The sequence below is a fragment of the Campylobacter sp. LMG 17559 genome (genome assembly GCF_024723605.1).
Taxonomy (GTDB): Bacteria; Campylobacterota; Campylobacteria; order Campylobacterales; family Campylobacteraceae; genus Campylobacter_D.
In genome coordinates, this window is the sequence record NZ_JANQCZ010000011.1 from 1 (window position 1) to 17,368 (window position 17,368).

General features: G+C 29.8%; 17 protein-coding genes. 8 read left to right on the forward strand and 9 right to left on the reverse strand.

Features of this window, described 5'->3' with window-relative positions:
• Nucleotides 1–245 precede the first annotated feature (245 nt).
• Entirely contained in the window at nucleotides 246–698 is a 453-nt protein-coding gene (locus CAMP5082_RS06400; protein WP_263683214.1) for a DUF411 domain-containing protein, read from the forward strand.
• 10 nt (nucleotides 699–708) lie between these two features.
• On the opposite strand, the gene CAMP5082_RS06405 is transcribed toward CAMP5082_RS06400, so the two are convergent.
• From CAMP5082_RS06405 to exbB, 3 genes are read right to left on the reverse strand one after another with little or no spacing between them, the layout of a single operon-like run.
• Entirely contained in the window at nucleotides 709–1,362 is a 654-nt protein-coding gene (locus CAMP5082_RS06405; protein WP_337206248.1) for an energy transducer TonB family protein, read from the reverse strand.
• Complete coding sequence (exbD, locus tag CAMP5082_RS06410; RefSeq protein ID WP_337206249.1) at nucleotides 1,359–1,748, reverse strand: TonB system transport protein ExbD; 390 nt, start codon at nucleotides 1,746–1,748, stop codon at nucleotides 1,359–1,361. The genes CAMP5082_RS06405 and exbD overlap by 4 nt, the downstream gene beginning before the upstream one ends.
• Nucleotides 1,741–2,172, reverse strand: a complete 432-nt coding sequence (gene exbB / locus CAMP5082_RS06415; protein ID WP_149062773.1) for a TonB-system energizer ExbB — start codon at nucleotides 2,170–2,172, stop codon at nucleotides 1,741–1,743. The genes exbD and exbB overlap by 8 nt, the downstream gene beginning before the upstream one ends.
• A gap of 158 nt (nucleotides 2,173–2,330) precedes the next feature.
• On the opposite strand from exbB, the gene cfrA reads away from it, so the two are divergent.
• Entirely contained in the window at nucleotides 2,331–4,424 is a 2,094-nt protein-coding gene (gene cfrA, locus CAMP5082_RS06420) for a TonB-dependent ferric enterobactin receptor CfrA (protein WP_337206250.1), read from the forward strand.
• Here cfrA and CAMP5082_RS06425 read toward each other — a convergent pair.
• Both CAMP5082_RS06425 and rho read right to left on the reverse strand, forming a co-directional pair.
• A complete protein-coding gene (locus tag CAMP5082_RS06425) occupies nucleotides 4,421–5,953 on the reverse strand; it encodes a DNA polymerase III subunit gamma/tau (protein WP_337206251.1) in 1,533 nt (510 codons plus the stop codon). The two genes, cfrA and CAMP5082_RS06425, sit on opposite strands and share 4 nt — an antisense overlap.
• A 2-nt stretch (nucleotides 5,954–5,955) precedes the next feature.
• On the reverse strand, nucleotides 5,956–7,260 hold the full coding sequence (rho, locus tag CAMP5082_RS06430; protein WP_039617780.1) for a transcription termination factor Rho: 1,305 nt from the start codon (nucleotides 7,258–7,260) through the stop codon (nucleotides 5,956–5,958).
• A 175-nt stretch (nucleotides 7,261–7,435) separates the two neighbouring features.
• Here rho and CAMP5082_RS06435 point away from each other — a divergent pair, with 175 nt between their 5' ends.
• Entirely contained in the window at nucleotides 7,436–9,781 is a 2,346-nt protein-coding gene (locus tag CAMP5082_RS06435) for a heavy metal translocating P-type ATPase (RefSeq protein ID WP_337206252.1), read from the forward strand.
• Entirely contained in the window at nucleotides 9,778–9,987 is a 210-nt protein-coding gene (locus CAMP5082_RS06440; RefSeq protein WP_337206253.1) for a cbb3-type cytochrome oxidase assembly protein, read from the forward strand. The genes CAMP5082_RS06435 and CAMP5082_RS06440 overlap by 4 nt, the downstream gene beginning before the upstream one ends.
• Before the next feature lie 11 nt (nucleotides 9,988–9,998).
• Here the strand turns inward: CAMP5082_RS06440 and CAMP5082_RS06445 are convergent, their stop codons facing one another.
• Nucleotides 9,999–10,304, reverse strand: a complete 306-nt coding sequence (locus CAMP5082_RS06445) for a c-type cytochrome (RefSeq protein WP_337206254.1) — start codon at nucleotides 10,302–10,304, stop codon at nucleotides 9,999–10,001.
• A 130-nt stretch (nucleotides 10,305–10,434) separates the two neighbouring features.
• Between CAMP5082_RS06445 and CAMP5082_RS06450 the strand changes: the two genes are divergently transcribed.
• Genes CAMP5082_RS06450 through gmhA form a run of 4 tightly spaced genes read left to right on the forward strand, consistent with a single transcriptional unit; the run spans nucleotide 10,435 to nucleotide 13,816 of the window.
• A complete protein-coding gene (locus CAMP5082_RS06450) occupies nucleotides 10,435–10,950 on the forward strand; it encodes a D-glycero-alpha-D-manno-heptose-1,7-bisphosphate 7-phosphatase (protein WP_337206255.1) in 516 nt (171 codons plus the stop codon).
• Nucleotides 10,947–11,900, forward strand: a complete 954-nt coding sequence (gene rfaD, locus CAMP5082_RS06455) for an ADP-glyceromanno-heptose 6-epimerase (RefSeq protein ID WP_337206256.1) — start codon at nucleotides 10,947–10,949, stop codon at nucleotides 11,898–11,900. The genes CAMP5082_RS06450 and rfaD overlap by 4 nt, the downstream gene beginning before the upstream one ends.
• Nucleotides 11,893–13,266: a D-glycero-beta-D-manno-heptose-7-phosphate kinase gene (gene rfaE1, locus CAMP5082_RS06460; RefSeq protein ID WP_263683206.1), complete on the forward strand. Its 1,374-nt coding sequence runs from the start codon at nucleotides 11,893–11,895 to the stop codon at nucleotides 13,264–13,266. Before rfaD ends, rfaE1 begins: the two co-directional genes overlap by 8 nt.
• Nucleotides 13,256–13,816 (forward strand): D-sedoheptulose 7-phosphate isomerase, encoded by a 561-nt coding sequence (gene gmhA, locus CAMP5082_RS06465; RefSeq protein WP_337206257.1) that lies wholly within the window; start codon nucleotides 13,256–13,258, stop codon nucleotides 13,814–13,816. Before rfaE1 ends, gmhA begins: the two co-directional genes overlap by 11 nt.
• 7 nt (nucleotides 13,817–13,823) lie before the next feature.
• Here the strand turns inward: gmhA and pyk are convergent, their stop codons facing one another.
• The 3 genes from pyk to CAMP5082_RS06480 all read right to left on the reverse strand — a co-directional run bounded on the left by pyk (nucleotide 13,824) and on the right by CAMP5082_RS06480 (nucleotide 17,365).
• On the reverse strand, nucleotides 13,824–15,275 hold the full coding sequence (pyk, locus tag CAMP5082_RS06470; RefSeq protein WP_263664164.1) for a pyruvate kinase: 1,452 nt from the start codon (nucleotides 15,273–15,275) through the stop codon (nucleotides 13,824–13,826).
• A gap of 12 nt (nucleotides 15,276–15,287) precedes the next feature.
• Nucleotides 15,288–16,634, reverse strand: a complete 1,347-nt coding sequence (locus CAMP5082_RS06475) for an FAD-dependent oxidoreductase (protein ID WP_337206258.1) — start codon at nucleotides 16,632–16,634, stop codon at nucleotides 15,288–15,290.
• 107 nt (nucleotides 16,635–16,741) lie between these two features.
• Complete coding sequence (locus tag CAMP5082_RS06480) at nucleotides 16,742–17,365, reverse strand: type III pantothenate kinase (RefSeq protein WP_257397112.1); 624 nt, start codon at nucleotides 17,363–17,365, stop codon at nucleotides 16,742–16,744.
• Between the last annotated feature and the right edge of the window lie 3 nt (nucleotides 17,366–17,368).

Consider the following 17,368-nt stretch of genomic DNA (forward strand, 5'->3'; position numbering starts at 1 on the left):
AAATGTTTATAACAAATTTTGGTTTAAGTTTTTAATAGAGTTTATAAATTTGATTTGAAATTATTCATTAAATGTTTTATTTGGTATATAGCTTGGGTTTTAGTTGTAGGTAAAGAATAAGTATTTGCGAGTGAAATAAGAGTGTATTTTTGTATTTTTATAGATTTTAAAATAAAAATTATTGGTTTTATAAAAAATATTAATTTTTATAATGTATTTTATCTTTTTGTTTTTTTGGAGGATATATGAAAAAATTATTTTTAACTTTATCACTGGGTTTTGCAACTTTATTGGCTAATGAGAAATTATTAAATATTTATGAAAGTCCTACTTGTGGATGCTGTGATCTTTGGGCTAATTATATGAAAGATAAAGGTTATAAAGTGCAAATACACAAAAGCGATGATTTTTTAAAAATAAAAGAAAAAATGAATATTCAGCCTATGTATCAAAGTTGCCATACTGGCGTAATTGATGGTTATGTTATAGAAGGGCATGTGCCTGAAGATGCAGTTGCTTGGCTTTTGAAAAATAAGCCTGAAGATGTTATAGGTATTTCTGCTCCTGGTATGCCTCAGGGAAGTCCTGGAATGGAGCAAGGTTATGAAGAAGAATATCCTGTAGTTTTAATGCTTAAAAATGGAGACTATAAAATTTATGGGATCTATAAAGGACACAATCTAGTCAAGACAAACTAAGCAATTTTGCTTAGTTTATTTTATATATTAATGGTATTCTTATATGAAAAGTTTTTTCATATTGTGGAAAATTCTTAGACGCTATACGTATAGTTTCTAAAGCACTATCGTTCAATAATTTATATTTTGATGGTTTTAATATTTTTAAGTTTAATAGATTTTTATCTTTGGTCCATGTGAATTCTACTAAAATTTCGCCACTCATTCGCATTTTTTTAGCTTGTCTAGGATAGATTAAAGCTTCATCTATAGCTTGTTTGATTTCTTTTAAAAGTTCATTGTTATTAGCTAAAGATATGCTTTCTTGAGAAGTTATTGGAGTGTTTTTTTCTTGTGTTATAGTTTTTTGAGGTTTTATTTTTTCATTTAATTGATTTGTTATCTTGGCATTAGCTAAAGTATTTACTTTTTTAGGTTGAATAACAGACTTTTCTTTTGTTTGTTCTAGTTTTTTTACTTTTTCTTGTTTAAGCTGTTTCGTTTTTACTTTAGGGGAATCTTGTAAAAATTGTTTTATGGCTATATTAAATTTTTCTTCTTTTGAAGCACTATGTTGTATATGTAAAAAATTCTTAGTATAAATAAAAATAAAAAATAAAGGCAAAAAGAGAAATAAAGTAATAAAAAAGGATTGATTTTTATGATTGTTTATAAATGTTTTCATCTTTTTTGCTCTGTTAAAATTTGAAAATTTTCATGATTTTTATTTTTTAAAATATCAATAATTTTTACAAAACTTTCAAATTTTGCTTCTTTATCACTTTTTAACTCTACTAATGTTTTAGAATCTATAGTGTCAAATTTTGCTTTTATTTCTTCTAAGGAAGCTGTTTTTCCATCGATATAAAATTCATTTTCTTTATTGATTAAAATACTCACTTTGTCTTCATTTTCGTTTATGGAATTTGAATTTTCACTTTGAGGTAGATTGATTTTGATTTCACCATGCGCGATAAAAGTGGATATGCTTAAAACAATAGCTAGTAAAACAAGCATTATGTCTATAAAAGGAATGATGTTTAAACCCTCATTTTTTGGTAATTTAAGCATTTTTATCCTTAAAAATACGATATGCATTACTCAAGGTTGATATTTTTCTAAGTAATCCATTGTAAGCCATTAAAGAAGGGATGGCAACTAAAATTCCTAATGCTGTAGCTTTTAAAGCTAGCGATAAACCAATAACAATAGATTTAACATCAATATTTCCACTTGCGCCCATGTCATAAAATGTAATCATAATCCCCACTACAGTTCCCAAAAGTCCTACATAAGGAGCATTGGTGTAAATGATATAAAGCATGGTGAGATTTTCACTAATTGCATCATCAAATTTTTCTTGACATTGATAATCATTTAGCTTAATTTTTCTAAAAAACAATATACGTTCTATAGTGCACCATATAGCAATAAATGCCATTATTCCTAAAACAATAAATATAATTAAGTCAATATAAGTTTTTAAAAATTCCATCATACCCTCATCTTAAAATTTTTTTGTGATTATATTGCTAAAAATTAAATTTTTTATTAATAACAATTATCATAATTGATACAAAAATTTATTTTAAATTAATAATTATTGTCATAATATTCCAACTTTGAAAATTTTATTTATCGTGAAAGGAAATAATGAAAAAACATTGTTTATCGTTTTGTGTTGCTAGTTTTTTGGTCTGCAATGCTTTATCACAAGAAGTTTTATTAGATAGTTCCATAGTAAGTGCTTCGGGTTTTTCTCAAGATATCAAAGAAGCCCCTGCTACTATAAATGTGATTAGTAAAAAAGATTTAGAAAGTAAGCCTTATAGAGATGTTGCCGAAGCTATTGCTGATATTCCTGGTGTGGATTTATTTGCTAGCAAGGGAAAAACAGGCTCTTATAATATCACTATGAGAGGTATTACCGGATACACTTTAATTTTAATTGACGGACGGCGACAAGGTATAGGCGGAGAAGTAGGACCTAATGGTTTTAATGAAATTTCAAATTCATTCTTACCTCCAATTTCTAGCATAGAAAGGATAGAAGTAATCAAAGGACCAATGAGTACTTTATATGGTTCTGAAGCTTTAGGTGGTGTTGTAAACATCATCACAAAAAAAGTAAGTGATAAGTGGGAAACATCGGTCAGTTTAGATGGTATTTTTAATGCACATAGAGAATGGGGCAATACTTATGGTACAAGTATATATTCAAGTGGTCCATTGATGAATGATCGCCTAGGATTAACCTTACGTTTTAGAGAGTTTTACAGAGAACAGTCGAATGTTGAATTTAGTAATGGTAGTGGACAAAGAGTGCAAGGCGATCAAGCTCAAAGTCCTACAAAAGCTAATAATTTTAATTTAGGAACTAGGTTAAATTATTTAGTAGATGATTATAATACCTTGATATTTGATATCGATTTTTCAAGAAATCATTATGATAATAAAAAAGGCCAACTCGGTACATTAACAAAACCAACAGATAAAAATGATGGTTCTTTAACAGGTGGTTATACAGATATTATGCAAGTAGATAAGTTGGTAACTTATTTAAGCCATGAGGGGATATATGAAGACTTTTCGATTACTTCTACCTTGCAGTATAACCGTGTAAGTAATGATGGTCGTGAGGTAGTTGGTCAAAAAACACAACCATTTTTAGGACAAAATAGAGATATAGTTGCTGAAGATATTATCGTAGATACAAGATCAGTTATTCCTTTAGGTCAAAGTCATATTTTAAGCGTGGGTGGTGAATATAGACTTGAAAAAATGCAAGATAAAATCGCTAATCCTACAAATTTTGATCAATATTTATTAGCTCTTTTTGCAGAAGATGAGTATAGTATAAGAGATGATTTGAGATTTACTTTTGGCGCAAGATATAATCATCATGAAATTTTTGGAAATAATATTTCACCAAGGGCTTATTTGGTTTACAATCCTACTAGCGAACTTACTTTAAAAGGTGGTGTTTCAACGGGCTTTAGAACTCCATATGCTAATAGATTGATAGCAGGTGCTTATAATTATAGTGGACAGGGTAAATATCCTATGTATGGAAATCCAAATTTAAAAGAAGAAACATCGCTTAATTATGAATTAGCCGCTGTTTATAATAATGATTTATTTTATATTTCAGCTACTGGGTTTTTGACAAATTTTAAAGATAAAATTTCTAGTCAAGAATTTAGCAAAAATAGTATGATTTCGGGTGTTGGAAAATGCGAAGCTGAGTCTTGTTATCAAGCGATTAATCATGGCAAGGTTGAATACAAAGGCATAGAGCTTGGAGCAGGGATTACCCCTATAGAACATTTAAATTTAGATTTAGCTTATACTTATCTTGATAGTGAAGTAAAAGATGCACAAGATAAAACTGTGATAGGAAAGCCAGAAATTGATAGTCTAAAACACAATATCATGCTAAAAGCAAGTTATAATATCTTTAATAAATTCACTCCATGGGTAAAAGGCGAATGGCAAATAGATCGATATATGGGTGATACAAATATTAATAGAGAATATTACCAAGATGTCTTTTTAGCTTCTATGGGTGTGCGTTATGATATCAATAAAAATTGGAATATTAATGCAGCAATTTATAATCTTTTTGATAAAAGTTTTACAAATGATTGGGAATCTTATAAAAACAAAGGTGAAGATACTTGGGTAAATACTTATAATCGTATAGAAGAGGGAAGAAGAATTTATATTTCAATCAACGGCAGTTTTTAATTTTGTATAGTTGGGGAACCAAAGAGCTTGTTAAGAGCTTCTTTGGTTTCGTCTTTAGGGTCGTATTTTTTAGCGTCTTTTTTAAAATTTTCAAAATGCTCATTTAAATTTGGAGTGCTTTTTACTTCTTGTTTTATGGGAGTTTTGAATATATCTTGTAGTTTTTGAGTGTCTATGGTTTCTGTTTTTTGAATTTTGATTTGTGCTTTTTCTCCAAAAAGCTCATGAAATAATGTTTTGATTAATTTAAAACCATTGTTTAAAACCATTCTATCATTATCTTTAGCGTGTGAGCTAATGCTTAAAATATCATCTTCAAAAGAAATAAATTGAGTGGTTTTTTTAAAAACTTCAGCTAAGTCATAATCTCTTTTATATATTGCTTTTAAGAGATTTTCATAAGGATTAAGTTTTTCTTCTTTAGGAGTTTGTTGAATAGAAGGAATTTCTTGTTGTTTTGGACTTGGCATGCTATCTTGTTTTGAGCTTTTAATAGCCTCATCAATGCTTTTTAAATAAGTTGCTTCAATAAGCATGAAAGCCATAACGCAAAGTACAAAACTATCATCATCGCTAGAATTTAACATAGTCTTAGCACGCGAAAGAATTCTAAAAAATCTTTCATAAATTAACATAGAAAAAAGATTATTTTTGGCAAAAAACGCTTCTTTTAGAAAAAATATCATCTCATCAATGACATTGCTTGCTTCATAATCTTCAAATTCTTTTAAAAACTCAAGAACTTTATCCTTATCATTAGCTAAAATGGCTTGATAAAATTCTTCAATTTTAGCTGGATCTAAAAAGCCTAGCATAGCAGTGATTTTTTGTGTTTGTATATCATTTTGACAATATACTATGGCTTGATCTAGTAAGGTTAGAGTATCTCTTAAAGAACCATTTCCGCTTCTTGCTATGAGTTTTAAAGCTTCTTTTTCATAGTTGATATTTTCTTTTTTCAAAATCCACTCAAGATGATTTAAGATATCATGGGTAGAAATTTGCTTAAATCTAAAATGCTGTGTTCTTGAAAGAACTGTGGCAGGAAGTTTTAAAGGATCGGTTGTTGCTAGTATAAATTTTACATAACTTGGTGGCTCTTCTAAGGTTTTAAGCAAAGCATTTGCAGCTTGTGGGGTAAGCATATGTACTTCATCGATAATAAAAATTTTAAACCTAGCTAAAGATGGAGCGTATTTGACTTGCTCGATAAGCTCTTGTATATCTTCTAAGCTTCTATGGCTTGCAGCATCCATTTCTATAATGTCTATATTAGAGCCAGTGAGTGAAGATAAACATTGAGAGCATTCTCCACAAGGATTAGCGCTTGGTCCATTTTCGCATACTAGAGCTCTTGAAAAAATTCTTGCACTTGAAGTCTTTCCGCTTCCGCGTAACCCTGAGAATAAGTAAGCGTGCGCTAAACGGTTATTTTCAAGAGCATATTTTAAGCTTGTAGAAACAGTATTTTGCCCTACAAGCTCATTGAAATTTTTTGGTCTGTATTTAACAGCAAGAGCTTGAAGCATTGCTACTCATTCATGATAGATAATAACTCTTCGTTGCTTTTGGTTTTTAGCATTTTAGAGTATAAAAATTTTAATGCTTCTATATCATCCATTTGTGAAATAGCTGATCTAATTGCCCAAATTTTTTGAAGTTTTTCGACACCTTGGAGCAATTCTTCTTTTCTAGTACCTGATTTTATGATGTTAATTGCAGGGTAAATTCTTCTATCTGAAATATTTCTATCAAGAACGATTTCGCTGTTTCCTGTTCCTTTAAATTCTTCAAAAATTACTTCATCCATTCTTGAGCCTGTTTCTATCAAAGCAGTTGCTATAATGGTTAATGAGCCACCATGCTCTATATTTCTAGCTGCACCAAAAAAGCGTTTTGGTTTATGTAAGGCATTTGCATCAACTCCACCGCTTAAAACCTTACCACTACTTGGCGTAGCAGTATTATAAGCTCTTGCTAATCTTGTAATAGAATCAAGCAAGATAATGACATCTTTACCTGTTTCTACCATTCTTTTTGCTTTTTCTATAACAAGTTCAGCCACTCTAACATGATTATAAGCAGGTAAGTCAAAAGTTGAGCTAAAAACCTCGCCTTTAACACATCTTTGCATATCTGTAACTTCTTCAGGACGCTCATCTACTAAAAGCACAATCAAATGAGCCTCTGGGTGATTTTTAGCAATAGCAGTAGCTAGTTCTTTCATTAACTCGGTTTTACCAGTTCTTGGAGGTGCTACGATTAAGCTTCTTTGGCCTTTTCCTATAGGGGCAAATAAATCAAGCATTCTACCTGTTAGTTTTAAAGGATCGTATTCTAATTTGATTTTTTCAGTTGGAAAAATTGGAGTAAGATTGTCAAATAAAGGTCTTTCTCTAGCTTCTTTTAATGGAAGATAATTAATCGCTTCAATTTTTAACAAAGCATAGTATTTTTCTTGATCTTTTGGTTCTCTAACTTGACCAGTAACTATATCTCCAACACGCAGAGCAAATTTGCGAATTTGTGAGTTTGATACATAAGCATCATTTACACTATCGCTTAAATTTGAATCCATTCCACGCAAAAAGCCATAGCCTTCAGGTGAAATTTCTAAAATTCCTGTAAAGAGTATAAAGCCACCTTTTTTGGTTTGTGCTTTTAGAATTTCAAAAATAAGATCTTGTCTTCTAAATTCTCTTGGGTTTTCTATTTCTGCTTCATTAGCAATTTTAACTAAGCTTTCTAGATCAAGCAACTTTAAATCTTCTATCTTATAACCTTCCACTGGAATGTGTGTTCTTTGATGTTGTTTTTTTTCTTTTGTATTTTCCATATATCCTCTAAAATGTAGAAAATGTAGTATTTAATAATGAATAAGAGATTTTATTCAAAAAAATGCTTCTTTGTCAAATTTTTTAAAATTATAATATAGCTTTGTAAATAATTTTTAAAATAGTGATTTTAAAAAATGATAAAATATTGTAAAAAATTATTGAAGAAAGTATAAGATGAAATGTAAACACTGCCAATTAAGTTTCAGACAAGATCAAATGATAGAAAAAAATGGAAATTATTTTTGTTGTAAAGGCTGTGAAAGTGTTTATGAGATTTTACAAGAAAATAACTTGGAAGAATTTTATGAAAAACTTGGCAATAAAACCCTAACTCCTGCCATAATAGAACATAATGTTAAAGATTATGAAAAATACATACAACAAACCAAAGAAGGTTTTAGTGAGATTTTTTTACTTATAGAAGAAATTCATTGTGCTGCCTGTGTTTGGCTTAATGAAAAAATTCTCATTAAAAGTGAAGGGGTGATAGAAGTTGATATTAATTCTATTACTCATAAAGCAAGAATTGTTTTTGATGAAAAAAGTATAAATTTAGCAAAAATTATCCAAAGCATAGAAAGTATTGGTTATAAAGCTAGTGTGTATTTGCCTACAAAGAATGAACAAAGAGCAACTCAAACTAAAAGAGATTTTTATGCAAAATTAATAGTTGCCATAGCCTGTGTGATGAATATCATGTGGATATCTGTAGCCAAGTATGCTGGGTTTTTTAGTGGCATGGAAGCTGATACTAAGGATATTTTGCATTTTGCTGAATTTTTACTTTGTACTCCCGTGCTTTTTTATACAGGCTCAATCTTTTATAAAAATGCCTATTATGCTTTGAAATTTAAAAGTGTTAATATGGATACTTTGGTAATTAGTGGGGCGAGTTTAGCTTATATATATTCAATATGGGCAATGTTTTCAAGAGCTTCTCAAGTGTATTTTGATTCTGTGGCGATGATTATTTGTTTTGTTTTTATAGGAAAGTACTTAGAGCTTTTAAGTAAGAAAAAAGCTCTTGATACGCTTGATCATTTACGATCGTTTTTAAGTAGTGAAGTAAGGGTTTTAAAAAATGATAAAATAGAAAATATCGATGTAGAAGAAGTACAAATAGGAGATATTATAGAGTTAAAAGAAGGCGATAGAATTTTAATAGATGGAGTGTGTATTAGTGGTAATATTAGCTTGGATATGTCTAGTTTAAGTGGAGAGAGTCTACCGCTTGATGTGCAAAAAGATGATATGATTTATTCTGCTTCTTTGGTTTTAAGCGGGAATGCTTTATATAGGGCAAATGCGCTTTATAAGGATTCTAAATTAGCTAGGATTATTAATTTACTTGAAAACTCCAGTTCAAAAAAAGCCAAAATAGAAAAAATGGTACAGCAAGTAAGTAAGTATTTTTCACCTATTATTTTAACTTGTGCTTTACTTTGCTTTGCTTTTACTTTTTTTGTGTTAAATTTGGGTTTTGAAGAGGCTATGATACGCATGGTTTCTGTGTTAATTATAGCTTGCCCATGTGCTTTAGCTTTGGCTACTCCGGTGAGTTCTTTAGTGGCAATTAGTGCTGGTTTGAAAGAAAAAATTTTATTCAAAGAAGCAGGTGTTGTGGAGGATTTGAGTAAATGTAATGTGGTTGTGTTTGATAAAACAGGGGTTTTAACAAAGGCTAGCTTAGAAGTTAAAAAAAGCTTTTTGGATGAGAGGTTAGATAAAAATGAGTTATTAAATTTCTTACACCTAACTAACCACCCAGTGGCTAAAAGCATTTTGAAATTTTTAGGTGAAAAAATCGATGGCAGAATAGAATTTGAAAAAGTTCAAAATTTTCAAGCAAGAGGTTATAAAGCCTTTTTGGGTAAAGATGAATTTTTGGGAGGAAATGAGAAATTTTTCAAAGAAAATCATATACAAGTACAAGAATTTCAAACCACGCATTTTATATTTGCTAAAAATAAAATTATATTGGCAGTTTTTGAGTTAGAAGATAGTATGAGAGAAAGCTCTGAAGAGTTGATTGGATTTATGAAAGAATGTAAAATGCAAATTTATATGTTAAGTGGTGATAATTTATCTGCTGTGAGTAAGGTGGCTGAAAAATTAAAAATAAATAATTTCAAAGCCTCGTGTATGCCAGAAGATAAAATGCAAATAATAGCTAATTTAAATCAAACAGGTAAGGTTTTAATGGTAGGAGATGGGGTAAATGATGCTTTAGCGCTTTCTTATGCAGGTGTTGGGGTTTCTTTAAAAGAAGGTTCTGAACTTGCTATGGAAAATAGTGATATTATATTGTTAAAAAATGACCTAAAAAGCTTACAAAAAGCCATACAAATAGCTAAAAAAACTTATCAAATTATTAAACAAAATTTGGCTTTTTCTTTATTTTATAATGCCTTGAGCATGCCTTTAGCTTTTTTTGGTTTGATTAATCCTTTAATTGCAGCTTTATCGATGTCTTTTAGTAGTATAATAGTGATTTTAAATGCTTTAAGGATTAAAAAATGAATGGTGTTTTAATGATGATGATAGGTGTTTCTATGGTTGCTTTATTTTTGGCAATTTGCGCTTTGCTTTGGGGTATAAAGAATAAACAATTTGATGATGATTATAAATTTACTACTTTAAATGATAGCGAAGAAGCTTTAAATGATGCGGTGATTTTAGAAAAAAGAAAAAAAGAAGCTTTAGAAAAGAACAAAAAACAGCCATAAAGGCTGTTAAATTATTTTTTTAAGCTTTCGATATATTCTTCAATTGCTTTGAAATCTGCTTCTGTTAAACCTTTAAGGTTGATTTTCATGATAGCACCTTGACCATAAGCATTTCTTTTACCTGCTGCATAGTCTTTCATGTATTGCAATCTTTCAGCTGCAGTTAAAGAATTTAAAGCAGGAACTTTGTTAAGATAAACTTTATCTGCTTTAGCACCATGACATACTGCACATTTTTTGTAAAGTGTAGCACCATCTGCAGCAAAACCTGAAACACCAAGACATGCTAAAGCTGATAAAACAAGTAGCTTTTTCATTGTATCACTCCTATATAAATTGAAAATAAAATGTTTTTAATTATAAGCTTTTTTTATTTAAAGTCGCTTAAAAAACTTTTTTACTTGATAAATTATAAAAATCTTAATAAAAATACATTATAATTTTTTTATGAAAACAAGGGCGTTATTTTTAGATAGAGATGGGATTGTTAATATAGATAAAAAATACGTTCATAAGATCAGTGATTTTGAATTTTGTGATGGTATTTTTGAACTTTGCGAATTTTTCCAAAAGCAAAATTTTTTAATTTTTGTAGCTACTAATCAATCAGGCATTGCAAGAGCTTATTATAGTGAAAAAGATTTTGAAATTTTAAGTTCATATATGTTGGATGAGTTTTTAAAAAGAAACATTAGAATAGAAAAAATTTATCACTGCCCGCATTTAGAAAATTGTGAATGTCGTAAGCCAAAACCTGGCATGCTTTTAAAAGCACAACAAGAATTTAATATAGATTTTTTACAATCTTTTTTTATAGGGGATAATTTAAGCGATATGCAAGCTGGAATTAATGCTGGTGTAAAAAATCTATTTTTGATTAATGAAAATTATAATGATGATAAAAACTATAAGGTCTTTAAAAATTTAAAAGAACTTTTGCATTATTTAAAGGATAGAAAATGAAAATAGTGATAACGGGTGGAGCAGGTTTTATAGGCTCTGCACTTGCTTTAGAACTTCAAGATAAACATGAAGTTTTGATTGTAGATAAAATGCGATCAAGTGCTACTTTTGAAAATGGAAATTTAGAAAGCTTTGGCCATTTTAAAAATATTTTAGATTTTGAAGGTGAGCTTTATGTGGGTGATATTAACGATGAAAAAACTTTAAAAGTTATAAAAGATTTTAAACCCGATGCGATCTTTCATAAGGCTGCAATTTCAGATACAACTGTTTATGATCAAAACAAAGTTTTAAAGACTAATTTAAACACTTTTAAAGATTTTATAGAACTTGCTTTGGAGCTTAATGCAAAACTAATCTATGCGAGTTCAGCCTCAGTTTATGGAGATGCTCCAAGCCCGCAAACTGTAAATTTAAGTGAATCCCCTAAAAATCCTTACGCATTTTCAAAATTAATGATGGATAACTTAGCAAAAAAATACTTTAATAAAATGCATATAGTTGGACTTAGATATTTTAATGTATATGGCAAGGGAGAATTTTTTAAAAATAGCACTGCTTCTATGATTTTGCAATTTGGACATCAAATTTTAGCGGGCAAAAGTCCGCGTTTATTTGAAGGAAGTGATCAAATTTATCGTGATTTTGTATATATTAAAGATGTTGTGAGTGCAAATTTGCAAGCTTTAGAAGCAAAAAGCGGAATTTATAATGTAGCTACAGGTAAGGCAAGAACTTTTCAAGATATAGTTGATATTTTACAAAAAGAATTAAACACTAATTATCCTTGTGAGTATATTCCTAATCCTTATAAAAATGCTTATCAATTTCATACTCAAGCAAAATTAGATGAGAGTTTTTCATATAAAGCTAAATTTAGTCTTGAAGAGGGAATAAAAGATTATTTAGATGAGATTAAAAGGCTTTATGAAAAGGAAGTAAATGCTTGATTTTTTAAGTTCTAAAAAGCCAAAAATTTTAGTTGTTGGGGATTTTATGGTGGATCATTATATATGGTGTGATTGTACTAGAATTTCTCCAGAAGCTCCTGTAATGGTGATGAAATCACAAAAAGAAGACAAAAGACTAGGTGGAGCTGGTAATGTATATGCAAATTTAAAAAGTCTTGGCGCTGAGGTTTTTGCTCTAGGACTTGTGGGTGATGATGAGAGTGGAAGATTTTTAAAAGAGAATTTAAATGCAAAATTATTAGTAGAAAAAGATAGAAAAACCCCTCTTAAGAGCAGAGTTTTATCACATTCTCAGCAAGTTTTAAGACTTGATGATGAGAATGATTTTGATACTAAATTAGAAGATGAAATTATTCAAGAGTATAAAAAAATCGCAAAAGATTATGATGCGATTGTTTTGAGTGATTATGCCAAAGGAGTTTTAACTTCAAAAGTAACAAAAGCTTTGATAGAGCATGCAAATACTTTAAATTTACCTATTTTGATTGATCCAAAAGGAAGTGATTTTAGCAAATATCAAAATGCAACCTTACTAACTCCAAATAAAAAAGAAGCTATTCAAGCTTTGGGTGTAGAAAAAATTGATAATTTAGAAAAAGCTTTGAAAAAATTAAAAGATGATTTAAATTTAGCTTATTCTATCATAACTTTATCTGAAGAAGGAATAGCACTTTTTGATGAAAAATTACATATTATTCCTGCAAAAGCCTTGGAGGTTTATGATGTAACAGGAGCTGGAGATAGTGTTATAGCTATGCTTGCTTATGCTTTGGCTTTAAAAGTTGATATTGTAAAAGCGTGCGAGCTAGCAAATGATGCAGCAGCTGTTGTGGTAGCAAAAGTAGGAAGTGTGAGTGTAAGTTTAGAAGAGATTAAAAATCTAAAAAAAGCTTCTTTTGAAGATAAAATTAAAAGCAAAGAAGAGCTTGTAAAATTGCTACAAGATCAAAAAGTAGTTTTTACCAACGGGTGTTTTGATATTATGCATTATGGTCATATAAAATATCTTGAAAAAGCTAAAAAATTAGGAGATATCTTAGTTGTAGGTTTAAATTCAGATGAAAGCGTAAAAAGACTAAAAGGAAATTCAAGACCTATAAATTTAGAGTTTCAACGTGCATGTATGCTTGCGAGCATGTATTTTGTAGATTATGTAGTGATTTTTGATGAGGATACTCCTTATGAATTGATAGAGTTTTTAAAACCTGATGTGCTAGTTAAGGGAGCTGATTATAAAGACAAAGAGGTAGTGGGTTCAAATTTAGTAAAAAAAGTAGAATTGATCGACTTTGAAGATGGATTTAGCACTACCAATATAATTAATAGGATTGCAAATGATAAATAAAATCGAAAAGGAATTTATTCAACATCAAAAAACTTTAGAACAAAGTTTGAGTTTAAAAGAGCAAATTGCTATGGTTGCTCAAGAGTTAAAAGTGTGCTTGAAAAGTGGTGGGAAAATTTTAATTTGTGGAAATGGTGGAAGCGCTGCAGATAGCCAGCATTTTGCAGCTGAACTTAGCGGAAGATATAAAAAAGAAAGAAAGGCTTTAGCTGCTATTGCTCTAAGCACTGATACTTCTGCTTTAAGTGCTATAGGAAATGATTATGGTTTTGAATTTGTTTTTTCAAGGCAAGTTGAAGCTTTAGCTAGTGATAATGATGTGTTGATTGGAATTTCTACTAGTGGAAAAAGTCCAAATGTGATTAAAGCTTTTGAAAAGGCCAAAGAAATTGGTGCTAAGTGTATAGGACTCAGTGGAAAGGGTGGTGGAATGATGAATGAACTATGTGAATATAATATAGTTATTCCAAGCGATGATACAGCTAGAATTCAAGAAATGCATATTTTAATTATACATTGTTTATGTGATTTGATAGAAGAAGAATATTAAGTTTGGGTTATTTTCCCAAACTTAAATAATATTCAATTTGATCTTTTTGTAAAATTCTAATTAAATTTGTACTTCCTGCAACACCTATTGGAAAACCTGCAGTAAGAGTATAAACTCCATCTTTTTTCATAAGGCCTTTTTCGACTCCAAGTTTTACAGAATTGCTTAAAAGCTCTGTTAAATTTTCATGTTTTTCTATTAATATAGCAGGTTGAACTCCCCAAACTATACTTAAAAAATTTAAAGCTTTTTTAGAATGAGTAATAGCTATGATATCCATTTTTGGACGATATCTTGCTGTTTTAACCGCAGAAGCACCACTACTTGTGATGGTAAAAATTGCATTTGCATTTAAATCGGTTGCTAGTTGTGTGCTTGATTTGGCAATAATATCGGTTTCATTGAAACATTTAAAGGTTTCAAATTTTTCATAAGGATAGTTTTTTTCTGTTTCTATAATGGTTTGAGTCATAATATCAACCGCATTTGCCGGATCAATCCCTACTGCGCTTTCTTCGCTAAGCATAACTGCATCAGTGCCATCAAGCACAGCATTAGCAACATCTGAAATTTCAGCTCTTGTGGCAGTTTTGGATTTTGCAAGTGAAAAAAGCATTTGAGTAGCAGTAATGACAGGTTTATTAGCTTCATTGGCTTTTTTAATGATGAGTTTTTGTATATTTGGCACTCTATAATAAGGCACTTCAATACCCAAATCCCCTCTTGCTACCATTATACCATCACTGCAATTTATGATTTCATCGATATTTTCAACAGCATCAAATTTTTCTATTTTTGCAAAAATAGCAATTTTGGCATTATTTTCATCAAGTATTTTCTTAACTTCATCAATATCATGAGCATTTTGTACAAAAGAGATGGCTAAAAAGTCAACATCATTTTTAATACCCCATGCAAGATCATCTTTATCTTTTTGGGTGATAACATCGATATTAATTTTTGTATTAGGAAAATTAATTCCCTTGTTTGAACTAAGCACCCCGCTATTTTCTACTTGGGTTTGGATAAAATCTTTTTCAACTTGCACTACTTTAGTTTTGATGGAGCCATCACAAAGATAGATGTATTCTCCTACCTTTAGCATTGAAAGAATTTCAGGATGATTAATACAGACTTTATAATGTTCATTAGAAAGTTTTTCTCCTTCAAAAGTATCCTTGTAAAAGTCTAGTCTATCTCCATTTTTTAATTCAAAAGCTTCTGGAATTTTTAAGGTTCTAATTTTTGGTCCACTAATATCTTGTAAAATTCCAATTCTTGCATTAAGTTCAGTTGCTACTTTTCTAATAGTAGTTAGATTTTGACTATGATACTCATGGGTTCCATGTGAAAAATTTAAACGAAAAACATTCACCCCATTAATAATCATTTGTCTTATTGTAGCTTCGTTTTCACTTGCTGGTCCAATCGTTGCAACTATTTTTGTTTTTTTTAGCATTTTTTATCCTTTTTATAGTAGTTCGCTAGTAAATAAATCCTCATTAAAATTAGCACCCAAGTATTGACAAATAAGTTTTGCATCTCTATAACCATTGCCAAGACAGCTTGTAGCACCTGGACTTGGTGTCATATTGAAAATTATACCTGGAATTTCAGTGATACTTGCTTCACCAAGCATTAATTCTCCTGCCTTTTTATCAAGTACTTGAGGACGTACTCCGCCAAAATTTTTAGCATAGTATATATCATCTGTTTTCAAACTAGGAACTATTTTTCTTGCATCTTTTACAAAAAGTCTTTTGTTAATGTAAGGAATTTCAAATAAATAATTATAAAGAATATAATTTCTAATAGTAGAATCTTTAAAAAGATTAAGGCAAATTTTGACTACATTCATGTCTAAGTTAAGTGTTTTGAAAAATTCAGGTAGTGATTTAAAACCATGGTATCTTTCTAACATAGGGATAACTAAGGCAGTAGGGCCAAAGCGTGTATTCATATTAGCTAATAAATCAGGATCACCATGTAGCGCAGCAAATGGTAGTTTTGGATTTTGCACCATGTAAACTTTACCATTTAAAATTTTTCTTTTAGACATATAAAAACTTCCTGCAACCGGAAAGCAAGATTTATCTAATCCTATACCCATTTTATGTGCCAAAAATAAAGAATGTGCTCCTGCATTTACTATAATAGATTTCGCACTATATTCTTTAAAATCTTTTGTTTTAATATAAAAAATATCATCTTTTTTTTCTATAAACACAACTTCTTGATTATAGGCAACATGAGTATTTTTTCCTTGTTTGCAAGCTTGCTCTATAAGATTTTGACTCATCAAGCCAAAATCTACTGTAGTATAAACCGCTCCTGCTTCTACACCCATAGCTACTACTTCATCGGTTCTATCATTTATGCCATCTTCACCTAATACAACATTAGGTTCTATTTGCTTAATTTCATCTTTAGTATAAAATTTAATATAAGAATATAATTCTTTAAATTCTTCATATCTATTTTTCATATACTCACATTCCTTGTCTCCAACTGCAAGTGCGAGTTTTTGGTGTGAGTGCATAAACTTATTTTGTGCATTTTGCAAAAGACCATATTTTACAATCATATCTGCTGTTGTTTTAACTTTTTTTGCTTTTTCTAAAGTGTAATTTGTCTCTATATCACCACAGTGGATAGTTTGTGAATTGCTTGTGCTATGGCTATTTAAAGTTGCAGCGCTATTGTATTTTTCTAACAAAGCAATATTTTGAATATTTGTGTATCTAGCCAGCTCGTAAAATACTGCAGCACCAGAAATCCCACCGCCAATTACCACGGTATCAAAATGTTTTTGATCCATTGTTATCAATTCCTTTTGTGTGTTTGATTTTGCTAATAATATCAAAATATAGTTGTTTTGAGTAAATAAATTTTATAATTTCAAGCGCTTGGGTATAGAAATAAATTTTAAAGTATAAAATTTTCACAAACAGCTTTTTTCATACCTCTAAAAATTAAAAATTTATCATAAATTGCATAGTCGAAAAAATTTGCAAGAAATTGCCCATCTCCGCCTGTAAAATATAATTTTTTATCATATGCACTATCTTTTATAAGTAAATATATGCTTTTAAAAACTCCATAACTTAAAGCATCAACGGTTCTTTGAGGGAAAGCATCAAAATTAATCTGTGTGTTTAGTTCGTATTTTAAACGTGATGAGATATTGGAGAAAGACTTTTTATAGCTTTCAATACCTGGGAGTATAAATCCCCCAAGATGAATAGAATTGGAAATAATATCTACAGTTATTGCAGAACCCGCATCAACTACAACACCATCTTCTATAGTGTAACATGCTGCTATTCTATCAACCCCTAAATTCTCATAAATAGTATCAAAATTAAAATATGGGGCAAGATTGATAAATAAGGGATTTTGTTCTAATCTTTGCTCTAAATTTGGATTTACATTGATATAAAATACTTTTTGTGTAGGTTCGTATTGTAAAAACTGCTCAATACTCATAGAATAAAATTTTTGCTCATTCAGAAAACTAGCGGTTGTATTACCAATATCACATAAAAGCATAAT

What these genes read in the sequence shown, in the direction of transcription:
- CAMP5082_RS06445 (WP_337206254.1), bottom strand. Translation starts at nt 10,304, where the DNA reads ATGAAAAAGCTACTTGTTTTATCAGCTTTAGCATGTCTTGGTGTTTCA.
- CAMP5082_RS06440 (WP_337206253.1), top strand. Translation starts at nt 9,778, where the DNA reads ATGAATGGTGTTTTAATGATGATGATAGGTGTTTCTATGGTTGCTTTA.
- CAMP5082_RS06475 (WP_337206258.1), bottom strand. Translation starts at nt 16,634, where the DNA reads ATGGATCAAAAACATTTTGATACCGTGGTAATTGGCGGTGGGATTTCT.
- CAMP5082_RS06450 (WP_337206255.1), top strand. Translation starts at nt 10,435, where the DNA reads ATGAAAACAAGGGCGTTATTTTTAGATAGAGATGGGATTGTTAATATA.
- rho (WP_039617780.1), bottom strand. Translation starts at nt 7,260, where the DNA reads ATGGAAAATACAAAAGAAAAAAAACAACATCAAAGAACACACATTCCA.
- CAMP5082_RS06400 (WP_263683214.1), top strand. Translation starts at nt 246, where the DNA reads ATGAAAAAATTATTTTTAACTTTATCACTGGGTTTTGCAACTTTATTG.
- exbB (WP_149062773.1), bottom strand. Translation starts at nt 2,172, where the DNA reads ATGGAATTTTTAAAAACTTATATTGACTTAATTATATTTATTGTTTTA.
- CAMP5082_RS06405 (WP_337206248.1), bottom strand. Translation starts at nt 1,362, where the DNA reads ATGAAAACATTTATAAACAATCATAAAAATCAATCCTTTTTTATTACT.
- CAMP5082_RS06425 (WP_337206251.1), bottom strand. Translation starts at nt 5,953, where the DNA reads ATGCTTCAAGCTCTTGCTGTTAAATACAGACCAAAAAATTTCAATGAG.
- rfaD (WP_337206256.1), top strand. Translation starts at nt 10,947, where the DNA reads ATGAAAATAGTGATAACGGGTGGAGCAGGTTTTATAGGCTCTGCACTT.
- gmhA (WP_337206257.1), top strand. Translation starts at nt 13,256, where the DNA reads ATGATAAATAAAATCGAAAAGGAATTTATTCAACATCAAAAAACTTTA.
- rfaE1 (WP_263683206.1), top strand. Translation starts at nt 11,893, where the DNA reads ATGCTTGATTTTTTAAGTTCTAAAAAGCCAAAAATTTTAGTTGTTGGG.
- exbD (WP_337206249.1), bottom strand. Translation starts at nt 1,748, where the DNA reads ATGCTTAAATTACCAAAAAATGAGGGTTTAAACATCATTCCTTTTATA.
- CAMP5082_RS06480 (WP_257397112.1), bottom strand. Translation starts at nt 17,365, where the DNA reads ATGCTTTTATGTGATATTGGTAATACAACCGCTAGTTTTCTGAATGAG.
- CAMP5082_RS06435 (WP_337206252.1), top strand. Translation starts at nt 7,436, where the DNA reads ATGAAATGTAAACACTGCCAATTAAGTTTCAGACAAGATCAAATGATA.
- pyk (WP_263664164.1), bottom strand. Translation starts at nt 15,275, where the DNA reads ATGCTAAAAAAAACAAAAATAGTTGCAACGATTGGACCAGCAAGTGAA.
- cfrA (WP_337206250.1), top strand. Translation starts at nt 2,331, where the DNA reads ATGAAAAAACATTGTTTATCGTTTTGTGTTGCTAGTTTTTTGGTCTGC.